Genomic DNA, 22,784 nt, shown 5'->3' on the forward strand with positions numbered 1-22,784 from the left:
CCACGCAAAACCGATTGCGCCTTTGTGGCGCAAAAAAAGCTTCTGCCCGTGGCTGAAGTTTGGTGTTTACTGCGCGGCCTTTGACCAATCCACCCCCGCATCCAGCGGGTAAATCGGCCGACGCAGTTTTTTGAACTGCAGCTCGCTGTAGTCCGATGTGCAGGCTCCGGCCCCGGCGCATTCCACCGTGGCACCGGCAAGATGCCCCAGGCCAGCACGCCAGTGCACCCGGCTTTTGAGCACCACAAAATGCTTTTGTGTCGGGTCGATGCCCAGGCACAGCAGGGCGTTCACGTCAAAAGGCTCCACATGGCGCGAGATCAGCGCGACCTCCACATCGCCCGTGTCGATCACCACCGCCTGGCCCATGTTCTGGCGGGCACCTTGGCTCATGGGGCCTTTGTTGCGGTACTTGCCGTTCGAGATCAGCTTGACCACGCCCGACAACTCGATGGGTGAGCTGTGGTGCGGCATGAGCGGCATGGCCATCTTGCCGCCCACTTGCAAGCGCACTTGCGCGCCGATGCCCGCCGCGATGGCTTCTTGCACCGCTTGCGGGTCAAAAATCGCAAACACGGCCACGTTGCGCAAGCCCTGGCGCAGCACCTCGGCCAGCACAGCGGTGGTGTCCATGGTGCCGCCCGAAGCGGCGTTGTCGTAATGGTCGAGCAGCATCACCGGATAGTCGGTCAGCGTTTTGGCGCGGGCCACCGAAGCGGCCAGTGGCTCCAGTTCGTACACCCATTGGGCGCGGCTGTCCCAGGCCATTTGCATCAGCTCGTCGCGCAGTCGCTGGGCCAGTGCGGGATCGTTGTCGGTCACCACCACCACCGACATGCCGGCGTTTTCGATGTCTGCATGCGGAAAACCGGTGAACACGCTGGCGCACAAAGCGCCTTCGGCCTCCATTTGCTGGGCGCGGGCCTGGATGGAGCGGTTGGGCTCGTCCAGCGAGCTTTGCCGCATGATGTGCGGGATCATGGGCAAGCGCCCCCAAGCTGTGGTGGGCTTGGCCTGCCCCTGGAGCAGCTTGATCAAGGCCGAGCCCGCCCGCACCCCGGTGCCATACATGTCCACATGCGGGTAGGTCTGGTAGCCCGCCACGGTTTGTGCCAGTTCGACCATGTCGGCATACACGTTGGCGTGCATGTCGTAGGCCACGCCAATCGGCGTTTTGGGGTTGATGGCGCGGATGCGGCGCAGCAACTCGCCTTCGCCGTCTTCGTGGCTTTCGCTCACCATCGCGCCGTGCAGGTCCAGCAAAATGCCGTCAAAACCGCCCCGCGCCACGGCCTGCAAAATGGCCTGGCTCATGGACTCGTAGGCATCGTCAAACACCAGCCCGCTGGGCGCGGCGTGCGCACCCAGGGCCAGCTCGAACTCTGCGCCCGCTTGCTCGGCCAAGTCAATGAAGGCCCCGGTGGCCGTTCCCGTGCCACGAAACGCCGCAATGGCCGCCTCGCCTCGTGGCGGCGCTTCGCCCGGGCCCAGCGCAAAGCGCTGCAGGTCGGTGGGCACCGGCGAGAAAGTGTTGGTTTCGTGCATCATCATCGCGATCAGCAAGCGCATAGGGTCTCCAATTCAACAGACTTTCATGATGAACCCATTGGCTTGCCGCCCACAGTCACCGAGGTGCCAAAGGGTGCGCTGGGCAACTTGGTTCGATCGTGTGTTGGGGTTTTGCAGGGTGCTGTGGGGGCGTATTTTTAATGTATAAAATGCGCTTGATTAACGTTAATTGTCCCATCATGCTCACCCTAACCCAAACCCAATTTCAAGCCGCATTGGCGCACGGTGCCATCGAGTCGGTGGCGCTGGTGCCCCAAGGCCCCCGTTTTTGTGTGAAGTTGGTGACCCGCACAGGCGAGGCCTTGTTGGTGCAGGCGCGCAGCGCGGTGCCGCGCCTGTTTGGCACCACCGACAGTGCTTTGAAATTGCTGCACAAGCTGGGTGTGCAACGCATCGTGCTGGACCATTTGGAGGAGTGGCAGCCCGAACAAGCGGCTTTGCAAAAGCGCTCCCGGCCTGACAGGGCGCAGGCCTTGACCCGCGCTGCCGAATACGACCGCTGGGTCGCTGCCAAAGTCAAGGCCAGCCGTGATGACCCGCGCCCTGACGTGTCGCACGAAGAATGGCAAGCCGTTCGTGCCGCCAAGCTCGCCCAACGGCAAGCCCTGCACCAGCCATGAGCTGTGAACATTGGCAAATCATCCGTCGTCCGGAATACCAAGCAGATCTGGACGCGATACAAGCCTGGGTTGCCAAAGACAACCCTCTTGCAGCGCTCGATTTGTGGCTCTGGATCGACACCCAAGTCGATGGTCTCAGCGATCCCAATTTCCCGCGCAGGGCCAGCCAGCGTGTCGCCGATGCGCATGAATTGGTGGCCCATGAAAACTACATTGTCTACTTCGATCAGGACCCGGTCCGTTGCACCGCCACTGTGCGCGCGGTGGTGCATGTGGCCCGGCAGTTTCCGGCCATTGCTTCGGGTCTTGATGCCGAGTAATTTCTGAAGATGCCCATCTGGCACTGCAACCCAATTTCTGGAGACCTTCCCATGTTCCCTTGCATCGACACCCTGGGCGCCGCTTCGGCCCATGAACGCGGCCAGATTTATGGCCGCGAGGCCCAAGACCGCATCCAGCACAGCGTGGTCACCTACGCCCGTTTGTTTGCCGCCTGTGGCATCGACTGGGCCAGCGCCTGCGAGCGCGCCATGCGCTTTGAGCCGGTGATTGAACAGGTCGACGCCGATCTGATGGAAGAGTTGCGCGGCATGGCCCAAGGCAGTGGCCAAAGCTTGGGCAGCCTGATGGCGCTGAACTGCCGCACCGAAATTTTGCCGCCCACGTTTTTGGCCGATGCGCCGCACCTGAAAGACGCTGCATCAGCGGCCCTGGCCGCCAACCGCGCCGCAGGCCTGCCCGACTGGCTGGAGCAAGCCGCTTGGGACAGTGCCTTGCGCGACGGCGAATGCACGGCCATGGGCGTCACCGCCGCCGCCAGCCGCACAGGCCAAGCCTGGCTCGCGCAAAACTGGGACTGGATGGGCCGCCAACGCGAAGCCCTGGTCGTGCTGCACACCCAAGGTCCCAGCGGCCAGAGCATCACCACCCTGACCGAGGCGGGCATGCTGGCCAAGATCGGCATCAACCAATCGGGCTTTGCGCTGGGCCTGAACATCTTGCGCTCCAACCGCGACGGCACTCGCGTGGGCGTTCCGGTGCATGTGTTGCTGCGGCATTTGCTGGACTGCCGCTCTGTGGCGCACGCCCGCGAGCGTTTGCAGGCTTTGCAGACTGATCTGGGCTTGGGCTTTGGCGCGGCCTCTAACGTGCCCTGCGCCGACGCCCAGGGCCAGGCCGCCTGCTTTGAAGTCTCGCCCGCAGGCTGGGCCGAGGTCACGCCCACCGACGGCGTGGTGGTGCACACCAACCATTTCGTGTGTGAATCTTTGTTGGCCGAACAAGCCCCCATGGGCCCGGGTTTGTCGAGCCACAACCGCTTGAGCACCGCCGGGCAACACGCGCTGCAAACGCCCATTGGGCAAGCCGAGTTGGAGCACTTTTTGCGCGACGAATCCGACGGCTTTTTGTCCATCTGCCGCAGCCCTGACCCGAGCGTGCCACCCGAAAGCCGCGTCGAAAGCGTGGCCGGCATCGTCATGCACACCCAGCCGCCCGCCATGTGGGTGGCCTGCGACGTGCCCAGTCGCGTGGCTTTCGAGGCTGTGCCTTTGGCCGCTGCGTCTCGTCAGCTCAGTGAGCGACTGGATCCGGCCACTGTTTCTTGAGCAACTCCAGTACATCCTGCCAGGCCTGCGGGCCGGTCACGGGGTTGCGCCCAGCGTGAACACCCATGCTCGGGTGTTGGCCATTGGGCACACGGGGCAAGTGTTGGACTTGTCCCACCGGGTTGTCAAAGCCGTGGTGGCTGTCCGGGTACAGCTTGAAGCTCATGCTTGCTTTCTCGGCCAAAGCCACACAGGGCTCGGCAGGGGTCCAATCGTCCAAGGCTCCAAGCAGCATGTGCACGGGCCAAGTCGGCTGATAGGCACGCCGCAGTGCATCGGCGCAGCCCGGATAAAAGGCCAAAGCGATGTCTGGCGTCACGCTGGACGGAGGGAGTTTTTGTGTGCTGTCTGAACTGGCCAGCACGGCACTCCCACCATGGGACCAACCCAGCAAGGCAACCCGTTGGTGATTTGTCCAGGTTTGTTGGGCAAGCCAAGCCAAGGTGGTGTGCACGTCATTGCGCCGATGGCTCTGCCGCACCTGGCGTGATGCCATGCGCTGTTCGCACAAACTGATTTCTTGTCGGGGTGTGAGGCTGTCGGGCCAAACCACGCTGTAGCCTTGCGCCAGCAGCAAATCGGTCATGCCTTGATGGCGAGCACTGAGCTGGCCTTTGCGCGAACCGATCGTGGCGTAAATGCCGCCGCACCCATGCAGTGCGATCACCACTGGGCGCTGTGTGTCATGTGTTTTTTGAGGAGGGTGAAACACCCAAACTTTCAGAGCCAAACCGTCGGCACCCGGCAGAAGTTCCGGCACAGGCTGGCCGTAGGCCGAAACCCCGAGTCCCAAACTCAAGCACAGCCAAAGACGCCAGCGGCGCAGGTACTCAAGAGCGGGCACGGCCGTTTGCGCTTTCAGTCAGGTGCCGCACGGCGTCAGACACCCGCATGCCCAGCTGCAGGCCCTGCGCCAGCGCCAGAGCGTTCAGGCCGTTGACCACGCCGTTGTCCAGCCCGTCTTGTGCCTCGCCAATGCGGGCCGAAGTGTGCGCATACAAAATGGCCAGCACACCCACGGCCTGTAACTCGCGCAGCGCCACGCGGCCCGCATCGTCTTTGCCACCACCTGCATCGTTGAAAGCCACCGCAAAAGGTTTGTGGGTTTGTGCTGTGACGAAATGCGAGGCCGACAAGCCCCCGTGCGAGCCGGACACGATCACCGTTCCCGCATGCGTGGCGTTGACCAGCGCAATCGAGTCCAGCAAAACCAGTGCGCGTTGGGTCATCGCGTTTCTCTGGCCACATCCTGCTCGAAGCTGGCTTCCTTCAAGGGGGCTTTTTCGGCCATCCAGCCTCGGTAAACGGTTTGGAAGTCGACCACGATCTGCGCCAGCGGCATGTCGTCAAAGGTGCCGCGTTGGTTCACGTACTCCATGTGCCGGTTGCCTGATTTGTCGAACGGGTGGTAAATCGAGTCGTTTCGCCCATCAAACTCCAGCGGCAGCAGGCCGAATTTGTCGCACAGCTCGATGTTGAAGGCCGGTGTGGCCTTGACCCATTGGCCGTCCAGCCAGATGTCGGCATAGCCGTGCCAGATGAACACATCGGTCTGCATGGTCTGGCGCAAGCGCTCGGTGCTCATGTGGTTGCGCACATCGGCATAACCCAGGCGGGCGTGCAGGCCCGCTGCCCGGCAGGCTGCGGCCATCAGCGCCGCTTTGGGCACACACCAGCCCGAGCTTTGGGCGATGACCGAGCTGGCCCGCATGCCTTGGGGCGACAGGTCGATGCGGTACGGGTCGTAGCGAAAGCGGTCGCGCACCGCCAGGTACAGCGCCACCGCGCGTTCGCGGTCGGTAGCGCCTTGCGCGTGCTGGCGCGCCAAGGCGATCACATCGGGGTGGTCGCTGTCGATCAAGGCCGTGGCGGCCAGGGTGGCGGGGGAGGGCAGGTCGGTCATGCGGTTCACTGTAGCGCGCGCGGCAGCATTGGGGTGTCACGCTGGCTATAGTGGCCTGTCGCGCCCTGGATGGGGCGCAGTTCAGGAAAGGCAACCATGACCTCGGTGTTGAATTTTGGTGCGGTCCGTGTGCACCTGGGTGAAAAGTCGGGCAAGTACCCCGACGGCAACCAGCTCATTGTGCAGGGGGCCGACATGCGCGTGGCCTTTGACACGCCCGAGGTGGCCAACCGCATCGGCCCCGAGCTGGACACGGTGGACCTGGTCATCCTGGGCCATGTGCACGAAGACCACATGGCCGGGCTGCACCGCCTGCCGCATGCCCGTGTGCAGGTGCACGAGGCCGACCTGGCCGCCGCCCAGTCGTGGGATGGCTTGTGCCAACACTACGGTTACCCCGCCGAGGTGCTGGACGCCATGCACGCCATCGTGCAAAAGGACTTCCATTACCAGCCCCGGCCCGACGCCACGGCTTACAGCGACGGCGCGGTCTGGGACCTGGGCGGCGGCGTGCGCGTGCGGGCGCACCACTTGCCAGGCCACACCGCAGGCCACTGCGCCTTGGTGGTCGAAAGCGAAGGCCTGGCCTTCATTGGCGACATCGACCTGAGCGGTTTTGGCCCTTATTACGGCGACGCCACCTCCAGCCTGAGCGACTTTCGGCAGACCCTTAAAAAAGTCGCCGAGCTGGACGCCCGCATCTGGGCCACCTCGCACCACAAAGCGGTGGTGACCGACCGGGCGCAATTTGCAGCCGACCTGGCCCGCTTTGCCAGCAAGATCGACGAGCGCAGCGAGCAGCTGCTGGGCTATTTGCAGACTCCGCACAGCCTGGACGAGCTGGTGGACCGCCGCCTGCTGTATCCCCAAGGCTACGACGTGCCCTTTGTGCCCTGTGCCGAGCGCAACACCATTGGCATGCATCTGGATGAACTGCTGGCGCAGGGGCAAATTGCCCGTCAAGGCGACGGTCGTTATGTGGCCCTGTGAGTCCACCCGCAGTCACGGCGATGTGGCCTGGGTCTGCGAGGCTTTTTGCAGCGCTGATGCAGCACGCGCTTGACCCGTCAGCATCGGTCTATTTCACTTTTCATCAGGAGACACCCCATGACCCCCGAACAACTCTTGCAGCACCACGACCAAGCCCGTTTGTGGGGCCAGGCCCCCGGCGTGGTGGGCGGCCCTGACACGGCAGCGGCCTACCAACAAGCCTTGGCTGTGCGCCAGTTGCGCCAGCAGCGCGGCGAAGTGGCCAAGGGCTACAAAATTGGCTTCACCAACCGCACCCTGTGGCAGCGCTACGAGGTGTTTGGCCCCATGTGGGGCACGGTCTGGGACACAGGTCTGGGCTTTGCCGAGCCCACGGCAACAGGGACGGCCGAAGGCAGCATCGACCTGACCCCCACCTGCCAGCCCCGGCTGGAGCCTGAAATTGTCTTCTGCATGAAGGCCACGCCCCCAGCCAACGCCAGCCTGCAGCAATTGTTTGAAGCCATCGACTGGCTGGCCCCCGGTTTTGAAGTCGTGCAGTCGCACTGCCTGGACTGGAAGTTCACCGCCACCGACACCATGGCCGACAGCGGCTTGCACGCCCGCCTGCTGGTGGGTCAGCGCCTGCCTGTTGAGCACTTGGCCGCCGATGCACAGGCTTTGCACACCCTGCTGGCGCAGGCCCGCGTCACGCTGTTCAAAAATGGCCAGGCGGTGGAGCAGGGCAGCGGCACCAACGTGCTCGACAGCCCGCTCAACGCCTTGCACCACTTCTTGAAAGAACTGCGCCAATGCCCCGGCGCGGTCGATCTGCAAGCGGGCGATGTGATCACCACCGGCACCTGGACCGACGCCTGGCCGCTGCAAGTGGGCGAAAACTGGCGCGCCGAGTTTTCTGCGCCGCTGGGCAGCCTGAGCGCCCGCATGCGCTGATGGCTGGCATGGTTCGACTCAGCAAGTGCCGACCTGCAGTGCAATGCCTTTGATATGCCGTAGGTCGGCGGCTTCAGCCCCGACATGGGGCCTGCGCCAAACCTATTGCTTTGGAGTCCCCCTGCGAGGGGGTGATTTTTGTATTCGATCGAATGCTTTTCAACCATGTACCAAGTAAAGACCACACAAGACTTTGATGCTTGGCGGTGGCGACAAGTCCACTCAAGCGGTTGACATTGCCGCGTCTATTCAGTTGGCCCGTTTGTTCAAGGAATGAACCATGAAACCCGATACCCGACCCTTCGACATCACCGAGATGCTGCAAGACGATGAAAGCATTGTTGAGTACCTGACTTTGGTGATGGAAGATGGTGATCCTGCATTGTTGGCCGCCACTTTGGGTGATATTGCCCGTGCCCGTGGCATGACACAGATCGCGAAAGACGCAGGCATCGGCCGCGAGGCTTTGTACAAAGCGCTGTGTCCGGACGCCAGCCCTCGGTTTGATACCGTCGCCCGCGTGTGCAAGGCCCTGGGCGTGAAGTTGGTGGCGCAGCCGGTAGCGGGGTAAATCCATCCTGTCGGCTGGCCCCACAGCCGCAGAGCCCCCGCAGGGCCTTGCGTGCCCGACATCACAGGGCATAAAAAAACGCCCCGGGCTGCAAAGCCCGGGGCGTGAATCAACAAAAATGTCAGACAACGGCAAGAAGCATGACGAGGTCAGTATACTGTAAATATAAACAGTATTTGAGTGAATCACGCCATTGCCAGACCCTGACCATGCACGCCCCCGACACCCCCCAAGCCTTACCCCCCGGACACTGGTGGGTTCAGGCCTTGCCCGCCAGCATTGCGGCGGGATTTCCTTCGCCCGCCGAAGACCATCAGGTCGAGTGCATCGACCTGATGCAGCAGTTGGTCAGACACCCTCAGGCCACCTTCTACATCCGCGTGCGCGGCGAGAGCATGCGCGATGCGGGCATTTTGGATGGCTCGGTGGTGCTGGTGGACCGCGCCATTGAGCCTGCCGATGGGCACATCGTGCTGGCCGTGATTGACGGTGATTTCACCTGCAAAACCCTGCGCTTGCTCGGTACGGGTTTGCGTTTGCAAGCATCCCACCCCGATTACCCCGACATCGTGCCCAAAGAAGGCCAAAGCGTGGACATCTGGGGCGTGGTGATCGCTACCATTCACCAACACCCCACTTGACATGATTTCCTCTGTTTGACATGGCCACCATTTCCCCCCGCCACCGCCGCGACGACTTTGAAGAAAGCCGGGTCTACGAATACCCGCAGCACCTGCGCGAAGCCATCGAAGACGCACCCACTGGGGCGGGCGTCTACACCTTCCATGGCCAAGAGGGCGACTTGCCGCTGTACATCGGCAAAAGCATCAACATCCGCTCGCGACTGCTGTCGCACCTGCGCACGCCCGACGAGGCCCGCATGCTGCGCCAAACCCAACGCATCAGCCACATCCGCACGGCCGGCGAGATCGGCGCGTTGCTGCTGGAGGCGCAAATGATCAAGGCCCAGCACCCCCTGTTCAACCAAAAACTGCGTCGCAACCAACAGCTGTGCAGCTTGCAACTGACGGGCGAGGTGCCGCAAGTGGTCTACGCCCGTGACATCGACTTTGCCCGCCAGCCCGAGCTGTATGGCCTTTACGCCAGCCGCCATGCGGCGCTGGATGCGCTGCGCGCCATCGCCGACCAAAACAAGCTGTGCTACGGCCCGCTGGGCCTGGAAAAACTGCCGCCCGGCAAAGCCTGCTTCAGGGCTGCCATTCGCCAATGCGCCGGTGTGTGCCGGGGCGACGAAACCCCAGAGGCCCACCGCGAACGCCTGTTCAGCAGCTTGCTGGCGCTGCGCGTGGAATGCTGGCCTTACCCGGGCGCGGTGGGTTTGGTGGAACGCGATGCCGAACTCACGCAAATCCACGTCGTCAAGCACTGGTGCTATTTGGGCAGCGCCCCCACCCCCGAAGCGGCCCGCCAACTGGGCCAAACGGCCAGCCAAGTAGCCGCTAACTTTGACGCCGATGGCTACAAGATTTTGTGCCGCCCGGTGCTCACGGGGAGTGTGGAGATTGTGTTGTTGTGAGCCCGCACGACACGTCAGCCCATTCGGTTGAAGCCCCACCCTACTCAACGCAACCCGACCCCATCATCATGAAAATCCACTTGCAAACGCCCGAAGAAATTCGCCCGCAAATTTGGAAAGAGCTGGGCCGGGCCAGTCTGGACCGGCACCACGAATGGCGCACGCCGGTGCTGGCCTCTGCCGACGCAGACGGCTTGCCCGATGCACGCACCGTGGTGCTGCGACAGGTGGACGCTGGGGCTGGGCTGCTGACTTTTTACACCGACAGCCGCAGTCCCAAAGTGGCTCAACTGCAAGCGAAAGCGCCAGCGGTGCTGGTGTTTTGGAGTGCGCGTTTGAGCTGGCAATTGCGGGTGCGGGTGACTTGCTCGGTCATCACCTCTGGCCCAGAGGTCGAGGCGCTTTGGCAAGGGGTCAAACAGTCGGCGGCTGCGGGTGATTATTTGTCGCCACGGCCGCCGGGTGCGCTGTTGCCACCAGCCAGTGGCATGGCCGATGCACCCAAGGCCAACGCCTCCGCGCCAACGCACAGCTTTGCCTTGCTGCGTGCGCAGGTGCTGCAGATGGACTGGCTGGAGTTGTCGCGCGACGGGCATCGCCGGGCGCAGCTGAGCGCCAACACCTGGGAGTGGCTCACGCCCTGAATGCTTTCAGCTCAGGCCGTCTCGCATGCGCTGCAGTCGCGCCCCGTCCACCACCAAACGCACGCCCAAAGAGCCGCTGCCCGCACGCACCGGAAATTTGCGCAAGGCGATGTCGAGCGCCTCAATAACCGGGTAAGCCGCACAGGCCTGCACGATGCGCGTTATCAGCCGCTCTTGGGTCTCGTACAGCCCGTCGGCCGCCAGCCGTTCGATCTCGACCACCAGTGGGTCGTAGTCGAACACATGCGCCATGCCGTCTTGGGCAATCAGCACCAGATCAGAGTCGACCCAGAGGGTCAAGTCCAGCGCGTGGTACTCGGGCACGGTGTCGCTGGGCGCATAGGTGCCGATGCGGGTGGCCAGGTGAAAATCTTTCAGTTCGATCCGGCTGGCGGTCGAGGTTGGCATGGTCATGGGTGTTCAGGGGCAAGTTCGTGGGTTGGAATTCTGGGGCTCAGCGCTTGCTTTTGAGCCGTTGGCTCTTGCGGCTTTTTTCAAAAAATGCGTCGGGTTTGGTTTGCACCCAACGGATGAAGCGGGCCATCTCTTCGGGCTGCTTCAGGGCCTCGACCGTGGCGTAGGTGCGGGCCAATTCGGTCTCGGTGAACAGCGCATGGATTTGGCGGTGGCAAATGCGGTGCAGCACCACCGTGTGCGCGCCGCCGTGCGACTTGGGCACCAGATGGTGTGCGTCTTGTTGGCTGGGTGGAATGGGGCGATCGCACAGCGGACACAGCACGGCGTCGCTGCGCGGTGCGGGCAGGGCTTCAAGCTGGGCTTGAATGAGTTTTTTGCGGATGCGCCCCGTCACGGCAGCAAGACTGTTTGGACCATCGCCCAAGGCTACAACAGACCGACAACGGCACAGGCCGCACAGGGCGATTGATCCCGCTTGCTTTCAGGGCATCAGGTCAATCAAGATCTCGTTGCGCCGATTCCAAGGCAGGGTGAAAGGGTCGTCGTATCGGGCGATTTGGGCGGTGGGGCTGAGCTTGAGTTGGCGAGCCTGCGCCCAAACCCGCAGGCGCTCGGTCTGCTCCTGAATGCTCGCTTGTGTGGTGAAGCCGCTGAAGCGCAGCGCCACCGTTTCGTGCTCGGGCACGGGGCGCAGCTGGATTTGCGGGTTGAGCGGCTGGGGCAGGGTCTGCACGCTCTCGGCCGACGGCATCACAAAATGCACGCGCCAACCCTGGTCGTCTGGCACCACGGTCACGGGCGCGGTCATGGAAATTTTGCGCTGCGCACCCAGCCCGGCTTGCAGGTTGTCGCCAAAGATGTAAGAAGCAATGCGCCGAAAGCCGCTGCGGCTGGCCGCATCGAAGTCCCCCTGGATTTGCGTTTGCGCCACCGTGAAGGCGGCGTAGCGGCGCACCTCAAAAGGCGGGTCAGAGACGAGCACGGTGTAACGCGGTTCTTCAACGGCCATGGCGGCTCCAGAAAAAAGGAACAAGACGGGCAACAAGAGGGAGGGCAAGAGGGAAAAAAGCCAGCGCATCAGGGTCTTTCATGTGGCGTGTGACGCCATTACAGCAAATTCAGGCCTGCACCTCGGTCCGCTGGCGCACGCCTGCGGACGCTTGATCAGCCCCTGACCATGCGCATCACCTCGCCCGCATCCAGGGTGGACGCCCGGGCCTGGATGTCGCCCAAGTGCTGCTGTTGCAGGGTTTTGCCGCTGCTCAACAGGCCTTGGTAGGTTTGGCGCAGCAAGTCGCAGCGGCAATGAACTCCTTGATGTGGCCTTGGTCGAGCGACACGCCATGGGCCAGGCCCACGCGGTAGACCATTTTGATTGGCAGCGCAATGATGGCCATCGACGCCCAGGACTGGGGCAGCAACGCCAGTGCGCCGTTCAAGATGGCGTAGTTGAGGATGGAGCGGTCGATGGCGGCGCTGTCCACGGCGTGCTTGCGCGGGCGCTGCGCATTTGGCCAAGTTGGGATTGAGGTGATTCGGCGGATTCGTGTCGGGTGTGTGCGAAATATCACTTGCCCCAAAGTGTCGACAACGGGGCCGCCCAGATGTTGTCGCCCAGCGGCAGGGTTTCGTCGCCGTCATAAAGCAGCACGCCCATTTTGAAATCAGCCCCCGCCAGTCCGGCGAGTTTTCGCAGGCCACGCAGGTCGCTTTCTTTGACGGTGGCCGATGACTTGATTTCAACCCCGACCACCTGGCCTGCGGCGTTTTCAATCACCACATCGACTTCCACCTGGTCGGCATCCCGGTAGTACAGCAGTTGGTAGTCGCCCTCGGCGGTGCTGGCGTGCTTGAGCAATTCTGCATAGACAAAGGTTTCCAGCACATGGCCAAAGCGTGTTTTGTCTTTTTGGGTTTCTTCAGCGGTCAAGTCCAAAAGGGTGGCCAGCAGACCTGCATCGATGAATTGAAGTTTGGGCATTTTGACCATGCGCTTGAGGCGATTGCGCGCCCATACATCCACGCGTTTGAGCAAATACATTTGCTCAAAGATGCCGAGATATTTGGCGGCGGTTTTGTTGTCGATGCCCACTTGGCCGCCGAGTTGAGAGTAGTTGCACATTTGCCCGGCCATCTGAGCCAGGGCGCGCAAAAACCGCGGCAGTTGATCCAACTTGTCAATGTTGGCGATGTCGCGAACATCGCGCTCCACGATGGCCGCGAGGTATTGACGCGCCCAAGTTGTGCGACGCCTGTCGGTGGATCGCGTCAACGCCTCTGGGTAGCCGCCCCGCAGCACACGGCCAATCAGGTTATCGTCTCGGGCAGATGAGCCCGCTTGAGGCAGGTGGTCAACAAACACACGGTCTAACCAGTTGGCAGACTGCCCTGCGATTTCGCTTTGTGACAAAGGCAGGAGTGACAAAGTCTCCATGCGCCCCGCCAAAGAATCGGCCACCGTGGGCAGGGCCATCAAGTTGGCTGAGCCTGTGAGTAGAAAACGCCCTGGACGACGGTCTTCGTCCACGCTTTTTTTGATCGCCAGCAACAAACCTGGGGCGCGTTGAATCTCGTCGATCACCGCACGGTCCAAGCTGCGTATCATGCCCACCGGGTCTTCTTGGGCCGACAAAAGGGTGAGCGCGTCATCCAGGGGCAGATAACGAAATTCGCCGCTGTTGCCAGCGATCTCCTTGACCAGTGTCGTCTTGCCTGCCTGTCGTGGACCAGCCAAAAGAACCACTGGCGTGTCGCGCATGGCTTCAAGGAGGTGCGGCGCGATGAGTCGCGGGAAAATTTCAAGGTCAGCCATGGCCTGATGCTTTCGTAATTTTGGGATTATTTGTACAAATATTTGGGAATATCATTTCGTAAATTTGGGAAATTCATGCCGTCAATTTGGGCGAAATTGCCCAAGCGCGTGGTATGCCGCAGATCGCAAAAGACTCTGGTATTGGCCGCGAAGCCTTGTACAAGGCGCTTCGCCCGGACGCCAGCCCTCGTTTTGACACCGTGGCCCGAGTTAGCAAGACCTTGGGCGTGAAGCTGGTGGAACAACGGTTGGTGGTTTAAACCGCTAACCAAGTACCCGATTGCAGGCCCATATTTTGGTCAACATGGCCACAAGCGCGGTCATGCATGTGGGCCTGAGCATTCGGCTTCAAACATTCGTCAAGGTTCGGACTACTGCACCGCGCTCGACCTGCAACGCATGAGCCCGGCCGCAGCCAAAGCGGGCTGGTCGGTGGTGCTGGAAAAAACCGTGCGCGAACTCAACGGCACCCCCTGCATCGAGTTCGAAGACGAACCCCCGGCCAAACAACAAATCGCCTGCACCCGCAGCTTTGGCCACCCGGTGACCGAGCTGATCGAACTGCAAGAAGCCATCACCGAATTTGCCTGCCGCGCCGCAGAAAAACTGCGCAAACAAGGCAGCCACACGGGCCAAATCATGGCCTTCATCCGCACCAGCCCCTTCCGGCAACAAGACCCGCAATACAGCCGCAGTGCCAGCATCCCCCTGCCCAGCCCCACCAGCGACAGCGCCCACATCACCCAGCCGGCCAACGCCATCGCCAAACGCCTGTACAAACCCGGCTACAAATACGCGAAAGCAGGCGTGATGCTGATGGACCTGCAACCGGCCACCCGCGAACAACTGCCACTGGACTTTGACGAGACCATGCCCGAAAACCGCGTGCGCCTGATGCTGGCCATGGACCAGCTGAACCAGCGCTATGGGCGTGGGACGCTGAAGCTGGCCAGTGCGGGTGGCATTGGTGTACTGCCGGTTTGGGGGATGAAGCAGGAGCGCAAGACGTCGGCTTACACCACGGATTGGCTGGGCCTGCCCAATGCTTGGTCATGAAGCCTGGTCATGAGGGAGGCCATGCCACAGTGACCCCCTTGGGCCGTGACGGAGGCCTGCTTAGCTCAGAGCTTTTTCACCAACACCTGGCTCTTGCGGTCCCAGTTGTATTTGCGTTTGCGCGCTTCGGGCAGCCAGTCGGGGTCCACCTGGGCAAAGCCGCGTTTGATGAACCAGTGCATGGTGCGCGTGGTCAGCACAAAGATGCTTTTGAGGCCCATGGCGCGGGCGCGTTGCTCGATGCGTTTGAGCACTTTTTCACCATCGCCCTGGCCTTGCGACTGGGGCGACACCGTCAGCGCCGCCATCTCGGCGGTTTTGGCTTCGGGGTAGGGGTAGAGCGCCGCGCAGGCAAAGATCACGCCGTCGTGGTCGATGATGGTGTAGTGGTCAATGTCGCGTTCGATCTCGGTGCGGTCGCGCTTGACCAGCGTGCCATCTTTTTCAAACGGCTCAATCAGCTGCAAGATGCCGCCCACGTCGTCTGAGGTGGCTTCGCGCAGCTCTTCGAGTTTTTCGTCGATGACCATGGTGCCGATGCCGTCGTGCACATAAATTTCCAGCAGCAGAGCGCCGTCCACCGCAAAGGGCAGGATGTGGCTGCGCTCCACCCCCTCTTCGCAGGCCTTGACGCAGTGTTGCAGGTAAAAGCCAATGTCGGTCGGTTCGGTCGGGTTGGGCAGCGAGGCCAGCAACTGCTTGGCGGCGGCGAGTGGCAGTTCGGTGTCAATCGGGTTGTCGTCGCTGGCCGGCGCGTGCGGCTCGATGCGAATGCCCGGCACCTCGGTCAAAAAGATCAGCTTGTCGGCCTGCAACTCGGTGGCCACGCTGGTGGCGACTTCTTCCATGGTCAGGTTAAAAGCCTCGCCTGTGGGCGAGAAACCAAAGGGCGAGAGCAGGACCATCGCGCCCATGTCCAGTGTGTTGGTGATGCCCTGCACGTCCACCTTGCGCACCAGACCCGAGTGCATGAAGTCCACGCCGTCCACAATGCCCACCGGCCGAGCCGTGATGAAGTTGCCCGAAATCACCCGCACTGTGGAGCCCGCCATGGGCGTGTTGGGCAGGCCCTGGCTGAACGCCGCTTCGATCTCGTAACGCAGCTGGCCCGCCGCCTCTTGGGCGCAATCGAGCGCCACGCTGTCGGTGAGGCGGATGCCGTGCGAATATTTGGGCGTGTGGCCCTTGGCCGCCAGCTGTTCATTCACCTGCGGGCGAAAGCCGTGCACGAGCACGATCTTGACGCCCATGCTCTGGATCAGCGCCAAGTCTTGCGCCAGGTTGTGCAGCTTGCCCGCCGCAATCGCCTCGCCCGCAATGCCCACCACAAAGGTCTTGCCCCGGTGCATGTGGATGTAAGGCGCCACGGACCGGAACCAGGGCACGAAGGTGAAGTTGAAGACTGTGGACATGGGCAATCAGGGCTTGAGCAAAAGAAGTTGGCTGGAGGGCAGCAGACGCAAAAAATCGCGGTCGAATGTGCAGAGTGTCTCACCGGATTGCATCACCGTTGAGGCGATCCAAGCATCGGTGACCAAGTTGCCGCTGACTTGTTGCTCCAGACAGACTTGCCTGAGGTTGGGCCAGGTCGTGCCCTGTGACTGAAATTGCACGCTCGGGCAGCTGAGCAGGCTGTCCACAAAGTCGGTCACGTCTTGTAAAGGATCTGTTTGTTGAAAAATTTTGGGGTGGGTGGTGATCCGTATCAAACCTGTCACCACCATGCCCAGCAGCATCAGGCTGGTGCGTCCGTTGGCTGCTTGCACAACGGCATCGTCCAGCCAGGCGCGGGCCGGCAAGTGGTGCGGGTGGTCGGGCCGGTAAGCGGCCACCAGCACGTTGACATCAGGCGTCATGACAGCCGAGTCAGGACCATGTCCGCGTCCATTGCGTCATACATAGAGCGATTGCTGCCCGGGTCAATGCCCGGTTGCAGGCCGCCCCGAGCTTTGGAGACAGGCAGTTTGGGAATCACGATGGGGGCAGCGGGTGTGTCTTGCCGGACATACCAGGACAGCAGTTCGCGCATCTTTGCGCTCAGCGATGTGCCTTCTTGGATGGCTTTGATGCGAGCTTGCTTTATCAGGTTATCGTCAATGGATAGGGTGATGTTGCTCATGAAAAATCTCTTTCTAGAAAAACACGTAAATCAGTGTAGCACGTGTTTACGTGAACTTTTTTCACAACAAAATATGCCCCTGGGGTAACAAATCCATACGGTAAAATTCCGTACCAATTGACCCATGAGCCCCTCACACCCCGCTTCAAAGGACCGCACCATGACCGCCTCTGCTGCCCGACTGGACCTGAAAATGGACGCCGCTGAAAAAGACGTGGTCTCGCGTGCGGCGGCGCTCATGGGCACCACCATGTCGGCCTTCATGCGGGCGGCGGCCAAAGACAAGGCGCTGGAGTTGCTGGAGCGCGAGTCGCGCATCACCTTGAGTGACCGGGACTTTCAGGCCTTTGCGGCCGCACTGAATGGCGATTTTGCGCCCAATGCCGCCTTGAAGGACGCGCTTGCCGATGCGGCAAAGGTCAAGCGTGCTTGAAGAGCAACTGCTCGAAGCCCAGCGCCACGACCGTTCATCTTTTGACTGCGGCGTGCCGCCGCTGAACGACTACCTGCACCGCCTGGCCGCGCAGCACCAGAAAAAAGGCATCAGCACAGTGCGCGTGCTGGTGGACAGCGATGCCCCGCAAACCATCCTCGGCTATTACAGCCTGAGCGCTGCCCATGTGGCCCACGCCGCGCTGCCTGCCGACACCCGCAAAACCTTGCCCGCATACCCCGTGCCCTGTTTCAGGCTCGGGCGCTTGGCTGTGGATCAGCGCTTTCGTGGGCAGGGCTTGGGCCAGGTGCTGATGGGTCTGGCGGTACAGCGTTGCCTGCAAGCGAGTCAGCATGTGGCGGCCTTTGCCATGCTGGTGGACGCCAAAGACACAGCAGCCCAAAATTTTTACCTGCATTACGGCTTCACGCCCTGTGCCGACAAACCCATGACGCTGTATCTGCCTTTGGGTCGTACTTTGTAAGCACTGCTTGTTCGCGCCATTACCTTTTTACTTGACCCATGTCTGAACTCCAAATCGACTTTCCCGAAGGCCTGCCCGTCTCGGCCCGCCGTGACGAAATCATGGCCGCCATGGACCAGCACCAGGTCATCATCGTCTGTGGTGAAACCGGCTCGGGCAAGACCACGCAGCTGCCCAAGATTGCGCTGATGCTGGGGCGCGGCAAGCTCAACGCCAAGCCGGGCGAGCGGGCGCGGATGATCGGCCACACCCAGCCCCGGCGGATTGCGGCCAGCTCGGTGGCCAAGCGCATTGCCGAGGAGTTGAAGACGCCGCTGGGCGAGGTGGTGGGCTTCAAGGTGCGGTTTCAGGATCGACTCTCCAAAAACGCCTCGGTCAAGCTCATGACCGACGGCATCTTGTTGGCCGAAACGCAGACCGACCCGCTGCTGCAGGCCTACGACACCATCATCATCGACGAGGCGCACGAACGCAGCCTGAACATCGACTTCTTGCTGGGCTACCTGCGCCAGATCCTGCCGCGCAGGCCGGACCTCAAAATCGTGGTCACCTCGGCCACCATCGACGCCGACCGTTTTGCCAAACACTTTGCGTCTCGCCATGGCCCGGCCCCGGTCATCATGGTGTCGGGGCGCACCTTCCCGGTGGAGCAGCGCTACCGCCCGTTTGAAGAGTCGCGTGACTACGGCCTGAACGAGGCCATGGCCGATGCGGTGGACGAACTCTGGCAGGGCGGGGCAGGGGGCGACATCCTGATCTTTTTGCCGGGCGAGCGCGAAATCCGCGAAGCCGCCGACCACCTGCGCAAACACTTGGCGCACCAGCCGCTCACACGCAATGCCGAAGTGCTGCCGCTGTTTGCCCGCCTGTCACAGGCCGAGCAAGACCAGATTTTTGAAGCATCGAACGGCCGCCGCATCGTGCTGGCCACCAACGTGGCCGAAACCTCGCTCACGGTGCCCGGCATCCGCTATGTGATCGACGCGGGCACGGCGCGGGTCAAGCGCTACAGTCTGCGCAGCAAGGTCGAGCAGCTGATGGTCGAGCCCATCAGCCAGGCTGCAGCCAACCAGCGAGCCGGCCGCTGCGGTCGCGTGGCCAACGGCATTTGCATCCGCCTGTACGACGACAAAGACTTTGCAGGCCGCCCGCGCTTCACCGACCCGGAAATTTTGCGTTCGTCCTTGGCGGGTGTGATCTTGCGCATGAAGTCGCTGCACCTGGGTGTGGTGGAAGACTTTCCGTTCATCGAAGCACCATCCAAACGGGCGATCACCGACGGCTACCAATTGCTGGCCGAGCTGGGCGCGGTGGACGACGACAACGAACTCACCCCCATTGGCCAGGAGTTGGCCCGCCTGCCGCTCGATCCGCGTGTGGGCCGCATGATTTTGGAGGCGCGTGGCCGCAACGCCTTGGAGGAAGTGCTGGTGATCGCCAGCGCCATGAGCGTCCAAGACGTGCGCGACCGCCCCATGGACTTGCAGGCCCAGGCCGACCAACAACACGCCAAGTTTGATGACGACAAAAGCGAGTTCACCGGTTACCTCAAGCTGTGGAAATGGATTCACGACGCCCGGGGCGGCCCCACTAAAGCAATCGGGGTCAGATCCCAATTAAATCCAGCTGGCCAGCCGGGGCAAAACAATCGGGATCTGACCCCAATTAAAGGCAGGCCCGCGCAAGAAGCGCCGCAGCACAAGCTGAGCAACCGCCAATACGAGCAGCTGCTGCGCCAGAACTTCATCAACATTCGCCGTGTGCGCGAGTGGCGCGACACGCACACCCAGCTGCTCACGGTGGTGGCTGAGCACAAGTGGCGCATCAACACGCAGCCCGCGACTTATGAGCAATTGCACCTGTCCATGCTGGCAGGCCTGCTGGGCAACGTGGGCTACAAACTCGAAGACGAAGAGGCCTATCTGGGCGCACGCGGCATCAAGTTTCACAAACACCCCGGCGCGCACCTGAGCAAAAAACCGGGCCGCTGGATCGTGGTGGCCGAGCTGGTCGAGACCACGCGCCTGTTTGGCCGGGGCATTGCCGCGATTGAGCCGCAGTGGCTTGAGCAGGTCGGCGCGCATTTGCTCAAGAAGCAATTGCTCGACCCGCATTGGGAAAAGAAATCGGCCGAAGTGGTGGCGCTGGAGCGGGCCACGCTGTATGGCTTGGTGGTCTACAGCGGCCGCCGCACGCCCTACAGCCGGGTGGACCTGCATGGGGCACGCGAGATTTTCATCCGCGAAGCCTTGGTGGGCGACCAGTGGGAAACCAAGCTGCCGTTTTTGGCCGCCAACCACAAGATGATCGCCAAGGTTGAAGAGCTGGAACACAAGTCGCGCCGCCAAGACGTGCTGGTGGACGACGAACTGATCTACGCTTTTTATGACCAGCAACTGCCCGCCGATGTGTGCAGCGGCCGCCTGCTCGAAGACTGGTATCGGCATGAGAGCGCCAAGCAGCCGCGCTTGTTGTTGCTGAGCCGTGAAGAGCTGATGCGCCACGAAGCCGCCGGCATCACCACCCAGGCCTTCCCTAAACAGATTCGTTTGGGCGGCACCGATTGCACGGCGGTGTATCTGCACCAACCGGGCGACGCCCGCGATGGCGTCACGGTGACGGTGCCGCTGTTTGTGCTCAACCAAGTGAGTGAAGACCGCTGCGAATGGTTGGTGCCCGGCTTGCTCAAAGACAAAATTCAAGCCCTGCTCAAAAGCCTGCCGCAGCGCCCGCGCAGCCGCTTTGTGCCGCTTCCCGAATCGGCCACGCGCTTGGCCGCCGAGCTGTCGGTGCCTGAGCTGTTTGGTAGTGGCTCGCTCACCGACGTGCTGCTCAAAAAAGCCCGCGACGAAACCAGCTTGGACATCAAGCGCACCGACTTCAAACACGAGATGCTCAGCCCGCACCTGTTCATGAACCTGCTGGTGGTGGACGAACACGGCCGCCAACTGGGCATGGGCCGCAACCTGGGTGCGCTCAAAGGCGAGCTGGGGGCCAAAGCGCGAGGTGCGTTTCAGGCGCTGGCGCAGCTCAAAGTCGCTGCAGCGCCTGCCGCAATGTCTGAAGCGACCCAAAGTGGGGGTGCAAAACAATCGGGGTCAGACCCCCATTTGCCTCAGCGCGAGGCGGGTGGACGCAACACGTCAGCGCGAGGGGAAAAGCCAGCCGCGCCCAAGCCATTGGCCCCCCAGCGCTACACCACTTGGACCTTCGGCGAACTGCCCGAACTGATGGAAATCAGCAAAGGTGGTCAGACCCTGATCGGTTTCCCCGCGCTGGTGGACGTGCAAGACGCCGTGACCATCGAAGTCTTTGACGAACCCGACGTGGCCGCCAGCAAAAACCGCGCTGGCTTGCGCCGCCTGTTTGCGCTGCAAATCAAAGACGCGCTCAAGTACCTTGAGAAAAACATCCCCGACCTGCAAAAAATGGCCGTGGCCTACATGCCGCTGGGCACCGCCGATGAGCTGAAAACCCAGATCATTGATGTGGCCCTGGACCGCGCCTTCTTGCTCGACCCGCTGCCCAATGACGAAATCACCTTCAAGCGCCGCATCGAAGAGGGCAGGGGACGCCTGACGCTGATTGCCAACGAAGTGGCCCGACTGGCGGGCACCATCTTGCTGGAGTTTGGCGCGGCCACCCGCAAGATCAAGGACACCAAAAACGCCCCCGACGCGACGGCCGACTGCACAGCGCAACTGCAACGCCTGATGCCCAAAAACTTCATGGCCGCCACCCCGTGGCCCCAGCTGCAGCACTATGCCCGCTACCTCAAGGCCATCACCCAGCGCTTGGACAAATACCGCGCCGACCCCGCCCGCGACGCCCAGCGCCTGACCGAGCTCAAGCCCCAAGAGCAACGCTACTGGCGATTGGTGGCCGAACGCAAAGGCGCGCAAGACGCCCGCATGCTGGAGTTCCGCTGGCTACTGGAAGAACTGCGCGTGAGCTTCTTCGCGCAAGAGCTGCGCACCCCGCAGCCGGTCAGCATCAAGCGGCTGGAGAAGGCTTGGGGGCAGTTGAGTCATTGAGGGGGCTTATGAGTTTCCTCATGCATTGCTCTAAATAAACAAATTGTTTATGATCGGCACATGATCGAAAGCTTTGCCAGCGACGAAACCGAGCGCCTGTTTGCGACTGGCAAATCGCGCCGTCTGCCACCGGAGATCCTCAAGCGGGCGGTGATGCGCCTTGCTCAGCTTCACGCAGCAGTTGAAGTGGATGACTTGCGCATGCCGCCTTCCAACCGCTTGGAGGCGTTGGCCGGGGATTTGGCTGGCAAATGGAGCATCCGTGTCAATGACCGTTGGCGTTTGTGTTTTCGGTTTGAACATGGGCATGCGCATGACGTTGAAATTGTGGACTACCACTGAGGAGTGATGAAAATGACTGCCAAAAATCCTGTGGATGGCCTGCCAGCTATTCACCCCGGTGAGTTTTTGCGTGAGACGCTGGAAGATCTGGCCATGACGCAGGCTGCATTCGCCGAAGCGATTGGGGTATCCGCCATGCGTGTGTCACATTTACTCAAAGGCGATCGCCCGGTCACGGCCGAGTTGGCTCTTCGCCTTGGCCGTGCGCTGGGGCAAACGCCGCAATATTGGCTCAACCTTCAATCTGCTTATGACCTGAAAGTGGCGCAGATTCAAATGAAAGACAGTTTGAAAGATGTGCGCCTGTTGTCGGTGGCATGAGTGAGTCCTTGAAACCTGAGACCGACTTATTCGTCAATCTGAATCGTGCTGTGTCCGGCAATACAACAGGGGCGAACCGCCGATGACTTTGCGCAAGGGGCATTGGTGTTCGCTAAGTCGCAACTCAAGCCTGCATTGGCTGCCCCACGAGCTTCAACCCAAGTGCGGTGCACACAAGGGCAATCGTGTCAAAGCGCGGGTGTGCTGTGGGTCGCAGGGCTTTGTTAAGCGCCTCGCGGGTAAGGCCTGAGGCTTGGGCCACTTGGGTCAACTCGGTGGGGTCGTTTTTTACCAGCACCAGGGTCAGGTAATTGGCCACGTCCTCGTCTGTCTTGAAGTATTCGGCCATGTCGAAGTCGGGCAGGTCGGGCGCTTTTATTTTTAGCGCCATG

At 61.7% G+C, this 22,784-nt stretch carries 29 protein-coding genes and 1 pseudogene; 16 read left to right on the plus strand and 14 right to left on the minus strand.

The features are described 5' to 3' along the window. Positions 1-66: 66 nt before the first annotated feature. Positions 67-1,569, minus strand: a complete 1,503-nt coding sequence (locus B9Z48_RS18845; RefSeq protein WP_089963168.1) for a M81 family metallopeptidase — start codon at positions 1,567-1,569, stop codon at positions 67-69. A gap of 179 nt (positions 1,570-1,748) precedes the next feature. Here B9Z48_RS18845 and B9Z48_RS18850 point away from each other — a divergent pair, with 179 nt between their 5' ends. From B9Z48_RS18850 to B9Z48_RS18860, 3 genes are read left to right on the plus strand one after another with little or no spacing between them, the layout of a single operon-like run. Further along, on the plus strand, positions 1,749-2,189 hold the full coding sequence (locus B9Z48_RS18850) for a hypothetical protein (protein ID WP_089963165.1): 441 nt from the start codon (positions 1,749-1,751) through the stop codon (positions 2,187-2,189). Continuing rightward, positions 2,186-2,509, plus strand: a complete 324-nt coding sequence (locus B9Z48_RS18855) for a type II toxin-antitoxin system RelE/ParE family toxin (protein WP_089963163.1) — start codon at positions 2,186-2,188, stop codon at positions 2,507-2,509. The genes B9Z48_RS18850 and B9Z48_RS18855 overlap by 4 nt, the downstream gene beginning before the upstream one ends. 51 nt (positions 2,510-2,560) lie before the next feature. Next, positions 2,561-3,796: a C45 family peptidase gene (locus B9Z48_RS18860; protein WP_158273317.1), complete on the plus strand. Its 1,236-nt coding sequence runs from the start codon at positions 2,561-2,563 to the stop codon at positions 3,794-3,796. Here the strand turns inward: B9Z48_RS18860 and B9Z48_RS18865 are convergent. The 3 genes from B9Z48_RS18865 to B9Z48_RS18875 are packed head-to-tail and all read right to left on the minus strand — an operon-like array spanning position 3,762 to position 5,699. After that, positions 3,762-4,640 carry a dienelactone hydrolase family protein gene (locus B9Z48_RS18865; RefSeq protein ID WP_158273318.1) on the minus strand — a complete coding sequence of 293 codons (879 nt, stop codon included), beginning with the start codon at positions 4,638-4,640 and terminating at the stop codon, positions 3,762-3,764. The genes B9Z48_RS18860 and B9Z48_RS18865 overlap by 35 nt on opposite strands. Continuing rightward, on the minus strand, positions 4,627-5,025 hold the full coding sequence (locus B9Z48_RS18870) for a hypothetical protein (RefSeq protein WP_108380283.1): 399 nt from the start codon (positions 5,023-5,025) through the stop codon (positions 4,627-4,629). The genes B9Z48_RS18865 and B9Z48_RS18870 overlap by 14 nt, the downstream gene beginning before the upstream one ends. After that, positions 5,022-5,699 (minus strand): transglutaminase family protein, encoded by a 678-nt coding sequence (locus B9Z48_RS18875; RefSeq protein WP_089963152.1) that lies wholly within the window; start codon positions 5,697-5,699, stop codon positions 5,022-5,024. Before B9Z48_RS18875 ends, B9Z48_RS18870 begins: the two co-directional genes overlap by 4 nt. 96 nt (positions 5,700-5,795) lie before the next feature. Here B9Z48_RS18875 and B9Z48_RS18880 point away from each other — a divergent pair, with 96 nt between their 5' ends. The 6 genes from B9Z48_RS18880 to B9Z48_RS18905 all read left to right on the plus strand — a co-directional run bounded on the left by B9Z48_RS18880 (position 5,796) and on the right by B9Z48_RS18905 (position 10,374). Then, positions 5,796-6,689 carry an MBL fold metallo-hydrolase gene (locus B9Z48_RS18880; protein WP_108380284.1) on the plus strand — a complete coding sequence of 298 codons (894 nt, stop codon included), beginning with the start codon at positions 5,796-5,798 and terminating at the stop codon, positions 6,687-6,689. Positions 6,690-6,806: 117 nt separating this feature from the next. Beyond that, positions 6,807-7,622, plus strand: a complete 816-nt coding sequence (locus B9Z48_RS18885; protein ID WP_108380285.1) for a 2-keto-4-pentenoate hydratase — start codon at positions 6,807-6,809, stop codon at positions 7,620-7,622. Positions 7,623-7,902: 280 nt separating this feature from the next. After that, positions 7,903-8,193 carry an addiction module antidote protein gene (locus B9Z48_RS18890; protein WP_108380286.1) on the plus strand — a complete coding sequence of 97 codons (291 nt, stop codon included), beginning with the start codon at positions 7,903-7,905 and terminating at the stop codon, positions 8,191-8,193. Between the two features lie 209 nt (positions 8,194-8,402). Beyond that, positions 8,403-8,834, plus strand: a complete 432-nt coding sequence (locus tag B9Z48_RS18895) for a LexA family transcriptional regulator (protein ID WP_089963144.1) — start codon at positions 8,403-8,405, stop codon at positions 8,832-8,834. A gap of 20 nt (positions 8,835-8,854) precedes the next feature. Then, the gene (cho, locus tag B9Z48_RS18900; protein ID WP_108380287.1) at positions 8,855-9,730 is read left to right on the plus strand and encodes an excinuclease Cho; all 876 of its coding nucleotides are present in this window, start codon (positions 8,855-8,857) and stop codon (positions 9,728-9,730) included. A 68-nt stretch (positions 9,731-9,798) separates the two neighbouring features. After that, a complete protein-coding gene (locus B9Z48_RS18905; protein ID WP_108380299.1) occupies positions 9,799-10,374 on the plus strand; it encodes a pyridoxamine 5'-phosphate oxidase family protein in 576 nt (191 codons plus the stop codon). A 6-nt stretch (positions 10,375-10,380) separates the two neighbouring features. On the opposite strand, the gene B9Z48_RS18910 is transcribed toward B9Z48_RS18905, so the two are convergent. The 6 genes from B9Z48_RS18910 to B9Z48_RS18930 all read right to left on the minus strand — a co-directional run bounded on the left by B9Z48_RS18910 (position 10,381) and on the right by B9Z48_RS18930 (position 13,603). Further along, positions 10,381-10,788 carry a dihydroneopterin aldolase gene (locus tag B9Z48_RS18910; protein WP_233261196.1) on the minus strand — a complete coding sequence of 136 codons (408 nt, stop codon included), beginning with the start codon at positions 10,786-10,788 and terminating at the stop codon, positions 10,381-10,383. Between the two features lie 40 nt (positions 10,789-10,828). After that, positions 10,829-11,185, minus strand: a complete 357-nt coding sequence (locus B9Z48_RS18915) for an HNH endonuclease (protein WP_233261197.1) — start codon at positions 11,183-11,185, stop codon at positions 10,829-10,831. 87 nt (positions 11,186-11,272) lie between these two features. Beyond that, positions 11,273-11,800, minus strand: coding sequence for a heme-binding protein (locus tag B9Z48_RS18920; RefSeq protein ID WP_158273319.1), 528 nt, complete (start codon positions 11,798-11,800; stop codon positions 11,273-11,275). 155 nt (positions 11,801-11,955) lie between these two features. Further along, complete coding sequence (locus tag B9Z48_RS22045; protein WP_255350451.1) at positions 11,956-12,084, minus strand: hypothetical protein; 129 nt, start codon at positions 12,082-12,084, stop codon at positions 11,956-11,958. Further along, complete coding sequence (locus B9Z48_RS18925; protein ID WP_194944876.1) at positions 12,054-12,275, minus strand: hypothetical protein; 222 nt, start codon at positions 12,273-12,275, stop codon at positions 12,054-12,056. Before B9Z48_RS18925 ends, B9Z48_RS22045 begins: the two co-directional genes overlap by 31 nt. A gap of 83 nt (positions 12,276-12,358) precedes the next feature. Continuing rightward, entirely contained in the window at positions 12,359-13,603 is a 1,245-nt protein-coding gene (locus B9Z48_RS18930; RefSeq protein WP_108380289.1) for an ATP-binding protein, read from the minus strand. 86 nt (positions 13,604-13,689) lie between these two features. On the opposite strand from B9Z48_RS18930, the pseudogene B9Z48_RS18935 reads away from it, so the two are divergent. Both B9Z48_RS18935 and B9Z48_RS18940 read left to right on the plus strand, forming a co-directional pair. Beyond that, positions 13,690-13,863 (plus strand): annotated as a pseudogene (locus B9Z48_RS18935) (addiction module antidote protein); the annotation flags it as partial. Positions 13,864-14,002: 139 nt separating this feature from the next. Next, positions 14,003-14,659 carry a DUF4113 domain-containing protein gene (locus B9Z48_RS18940; RefSeq protein WP_233261198.1) on the plus strand — a complete coding sequence of 219 codons (657 nt, stop codon included), beginning with the start codon at positions 14,003-14,005 and terminating at the stop codon, positions 14,657-14,659. Positions 14,660-14,724: 65 nt separating this feature from the next. Here the strand turns inward: B9Z48_RS18940 and argA are convergent, their stop codons facing one another. Genes argA through B9Z48_RS18955 form a run of 3 tightly spaced genes read right to left on the minus strand, consistent with a single transcriptional unit; the run spans position 14,725 to position 16,778 of the window. Then, complete coding sequence (gene argA / locus B9Z48_RS18945) at positions 14,725-16,071, minus strand: amino-acid N-acetyltransferase (protein ID WP_089963133.1); 1,347 nt, start codon at positions 16,069-16,071, stop codon at positions 14,725-14,727. A gap of 6 nt (positions 16,072-16,077) precedes the next feature. Beyond that, positions 16,078-16,515 (minus strand): TA system VapC family ribonuclease toxin, encoded by a 438-nt coding sequence (locus B9Z48_RS18950; RefSeq protein WP_089963131.1) that lies wholly within the window; start codon positions 16,513-16,515, stop codon positions 16,078-16,080. Further along, positions 16,512-16,778 (minus strand): hypothetical protein, encoded by a 267-nt coding sequence (locus B9Z48_RS18955; RefSeq protein WP_089963128.1) that lies wholly within the window; start codon positions 16,776-16,778, stop codon positions 16,512-16,514. The genes B9Z48_RS18950 and B9Z48_RS18955 overlap by 4 nt, the downstream gene beginning before the upstream one ends. A gap of 160 nt (positions 16,779-16,938) precedes the next feature. On the opposite strand from B9Z48_RS18955, the gene B9Z48_RS18960 reads away from it, so the two are divergent. The 5 genes from B9Z48_RS18960 to B9Z48_RS18980 are packed head-to-tail and all read left to right on the plus strand — an operon-like array spanning position 16,939 to position 22,392. Next, a complete protein-coding gene (locus B9Z48_RS18960) occupies positions 16,939-17,211 on the plus strand; it encodes a DUF1778 domain-containing protein (protein WP_158273320.1) in 273 nt (90 codons plus the stop codon). After that, positions 17,186-17,695 carry a GNAT family N-acetyltransferase gene (locus tag B9Z48_RS18965; protein WP_108380291.1) on the plus strand — a complete coding sequence of 170 codons (510 nt, stop codon included), beginning with the start codon at positions 17,186-17,188 and terminating at the stop codon, positions 17,693-17,695. Before B9Z48_RS18960 ends, B9Z48_RS18965 begins: the two co-directional genes overlap by 26 nt. A gap of 38 nt (positions 17,696-17,733) precedes the next feature. Continuing rightward, on the plus strand, positions 17,734-21,729 hold the full coding sequence (gene hrpA / locus B9Z48_RS18970; protein ID WP_108380292.1) for an ATP-dependent RNA helicase HrpA: 3,996 nt from the start codon (positions 17,734-17,736) through the stop codon (positions 21,727-21,729). 60 nt (positions 21,730-21,789) lie between these two features. Next, the gene (locus B9Z48_RS18975) at positions 21,790-22,071 is read left to right on the plus strand and encodes a type II toxin-antitoxin system RelE/ParE family toxin (protein WP_089963116.1); all 282 of its coding nucleotides are present in this window, start codon (positions 21,790-21,792) and stop codon (positions 22,069-22,071) included. 12 nt (positions 22,072-22,083) lie between these two features. Continuing rightward, positions 22,084-22,392: a HigA family addiction module antitoxin gene (locus B9Z48_RS18980; protein WP_108380303.1), complete on the plus strand. Its 309-nt coding sequence runs from the start codon at positions 22,084-22,086 to the stop codon at positions 22,390-22,392. Between the two features lie 124 nt (positions 22,393-22,516). Here B9Z48_RS18980 and B9Z48_RS18985 read toward each other — a convergent pair whose 3' ends face one another. Then, positions 22,517-22,783: an addiction module antidote protein gene (locus B9Z48_RS18985; RefSeq protein WP_108380293.1), complete on the minus strand. Its 267-nt coding sequence runs from the start codon at positions 22,781-22,783 to the stop codon at positions 22,517-22,519. Between the last annotated feature and the right edge of the window lies 1 nt (position 22,784).

Origin of the sequence: Limnohabitans sp. WS1, assembly GCF_003063265.1 — a bacterium.
Taxonomy (GTDB): domain Bacteria; phylum Pseudomonadota; class Gammaproteobacteria; order Burkholderiales; family Burkholderiaceae_C; genus Limnohabitans_A.

What these genes read in the sequence shown, in the direction of transcription:
- B9Z48_RS18845 (WP_089963168.1), bottom strand. Translation starts at nt 1,569, where the DNA reads ATGCGCTTGCTGATCGCGATGATGATGCACGAAACCAACACTTTCTCG.
- B9Z48_RS18850 (WP_089963165.1), top strand. Translation starts at nt 1,749, where the DNA reads ATGCTCACCCTAACCCAAACCCAATTTCAAGCCGCATTGGCGCACGGT.
- B9Z48_RS18855 (WP_089963163.1), top strand. Translation starts at nt 2,186, where the DNA reads ATGAGCTGTGAACATTGGCAAATCATCCGTCGTCCGGAATACCAAGCA.
- B9Z48_RS18860 (WP_158273317.1), top strand. Translation starts at nt 2,561, where the DNA reads ATGTTCCCTTGCATCGACACCCTGGGCGCCGCTTCGGCCCATGAACGC.
- B9Z48_RS18870 (WP_108380283.1), bottom strand. Translation starts at nt 5,025, where the DNA reads ATGACCCAACGCGCACTGGTTTTGCTGGACTCGATTGCGCTGGTCAAC.
- B9Z48_RS18875 (WP_089963152.1), bottom strand. Translation starts at nt 5,699, where the DNA reads ATGACCGACCTGCCCTCCCCCGCCACCCTGGCCGCCACGGCCTTGATC.
- B9Z48_RS18880 (WP_108380284.1), top strand. Translation starts at nt 5,796, where the DNA reads ATGACCTCGGTGTTGAATTTTGGTGCGGTCCGTGTGCACCTGGGTGAA.
- B9Z48_RS18885 (WP_108380285.1), top strand. Translation starts at nt 6,807, where the DNA reads ATGACCCCCGAACAACTCTTGCAGCACCACGACCAAGCCCGTTTGTGG.
- B9Z48_RS18890 (WP_108380286.1), top strand. Translation starts at nt 7,903, where the DNA reads ATGAAACCCGATACCCGACCCTTCGACATCACCGAGATGCTGCAAGAC.
- B9Z48_RS18895 (WP_089963144.1), top strand. Translation starts at nt 8,403, where the DNA reads ATGCACGCCCCCGACACCCCCCAAGCCTTACCCCCCGGACACTGGTGG.
- cho (WP_108380287.1), top strand. Translation starts at nt 8,855, where the DNA reads ATGGCCACCATTTCCCCCCGCCACCGCCGCGACGACTTTGAAGAAAGC.
- B9Z48_RS18905 (WP_108380299.1), top strand. Translation starts at nt 9,799, where the DNA reads ATGAAAATCCACTTGCAAACGCCCGAAGAAATTCGCCCGCAAATTTGG.
- B9Z48_RS18910 (WP_233261196.1), bottom strand. Translation starts at nt 10,788, where the DNA reads ATGACCATGCCAACCTCGACCGCCAGCCGGATCGAACTGAAAGATTTT.
- B9Z48_RS18920 (WP_158273319.1), bottom strand. Translation starts at nt 11,800, where the DNA reads ATGGCCGTTGAAGAACCGCGTTACACCGTGCTCGTCTCTGACCCGCCT.
- B9Z48_RS18930 (WP_108380289.1), bottom strand. Translation starts at nt 13,603, where the DNA reads ATGGCTGACCTTGAAATTTTCCCGCGACTCATCGCGCCGCACCTCCTT.
- B9Z48_RS18940 (WP_233261198.1), top strand. Translation starts at nt 14,003, where the DNA reads ATGAGCCCGGCCGCAGCCAAAGCGGGCTGGTCGGTGGTGCTGGAAAAA.
- argA (WP_089963133.1), bottom strand. Translation starts at nt 16,071, where the DNA reads ATGTCCACAGTCTTCAACTTCACCTTCGTGCCCTGGTTCCGGTCCGTG.
- B9Z48_RS18950 (WP_089963131.1), bottom strand. Translation starts at nt 16,515, where the DNA reads ATGACGCCTGATGTCAACGTGCTGGTGGCCGCTTACCGGCCCGACCAC.
- B9Z48_RS18955 (WP_089963128.1), bottom strand. Translation starts at nt 16,778, where the DNA reads ATGAGCAACATCACCCTATCCATTGACGATAACCTGATAAAGCAAGCT.
- B9Z48_RS18960 (WP_158273320.1), top strand. Translation starts at nt 16,939, where the DNA reads ATGACCGCCTCTGCTGCCCGACTGGACCTGAAAATGGACGCCGCTGAA.
- B9Z48_RS18965 (WP_108380291.1), top strand. Translation starts at nt 17,186, where the DNA reads ATGCGGCAAAGGTCAAGCGTGCTTGAAGAGCAACTGCTCGAAGCCCAG.
- hrpA (WP_108380292.1), top strand. Translation starts at nt 17,734, where the DNA reads ATGTCTGAACTCCAAATCGACTTTCCCGAAGGCCTGCCCGTCTCGGCC.
- B9Z48_RS18975 (WP_089963116.1), top strand. Translation starts at nt 21,790, where the DNA reads ATGATCGAAAGCTTTGCCAGCGACGAAACCGAGCGCCTGTTTGCGACT.
- B9Z48_RS18980 (WP_108380303.1), top strand. Translation starts at nt 22,084, where the DNA reads ATGACTGCCAAAAATCCTGTGGATGGCCTGCCAGCTATTCACCCCGGT.
- B9Z48_RS18985 (WP_108380293.1), bottom strand. Translation starts at nt 22,783, where the DNA reads ATGGCGCTAAAAATAAAAGCGCCCGACCTGCCCGACTTCGACATGGCC.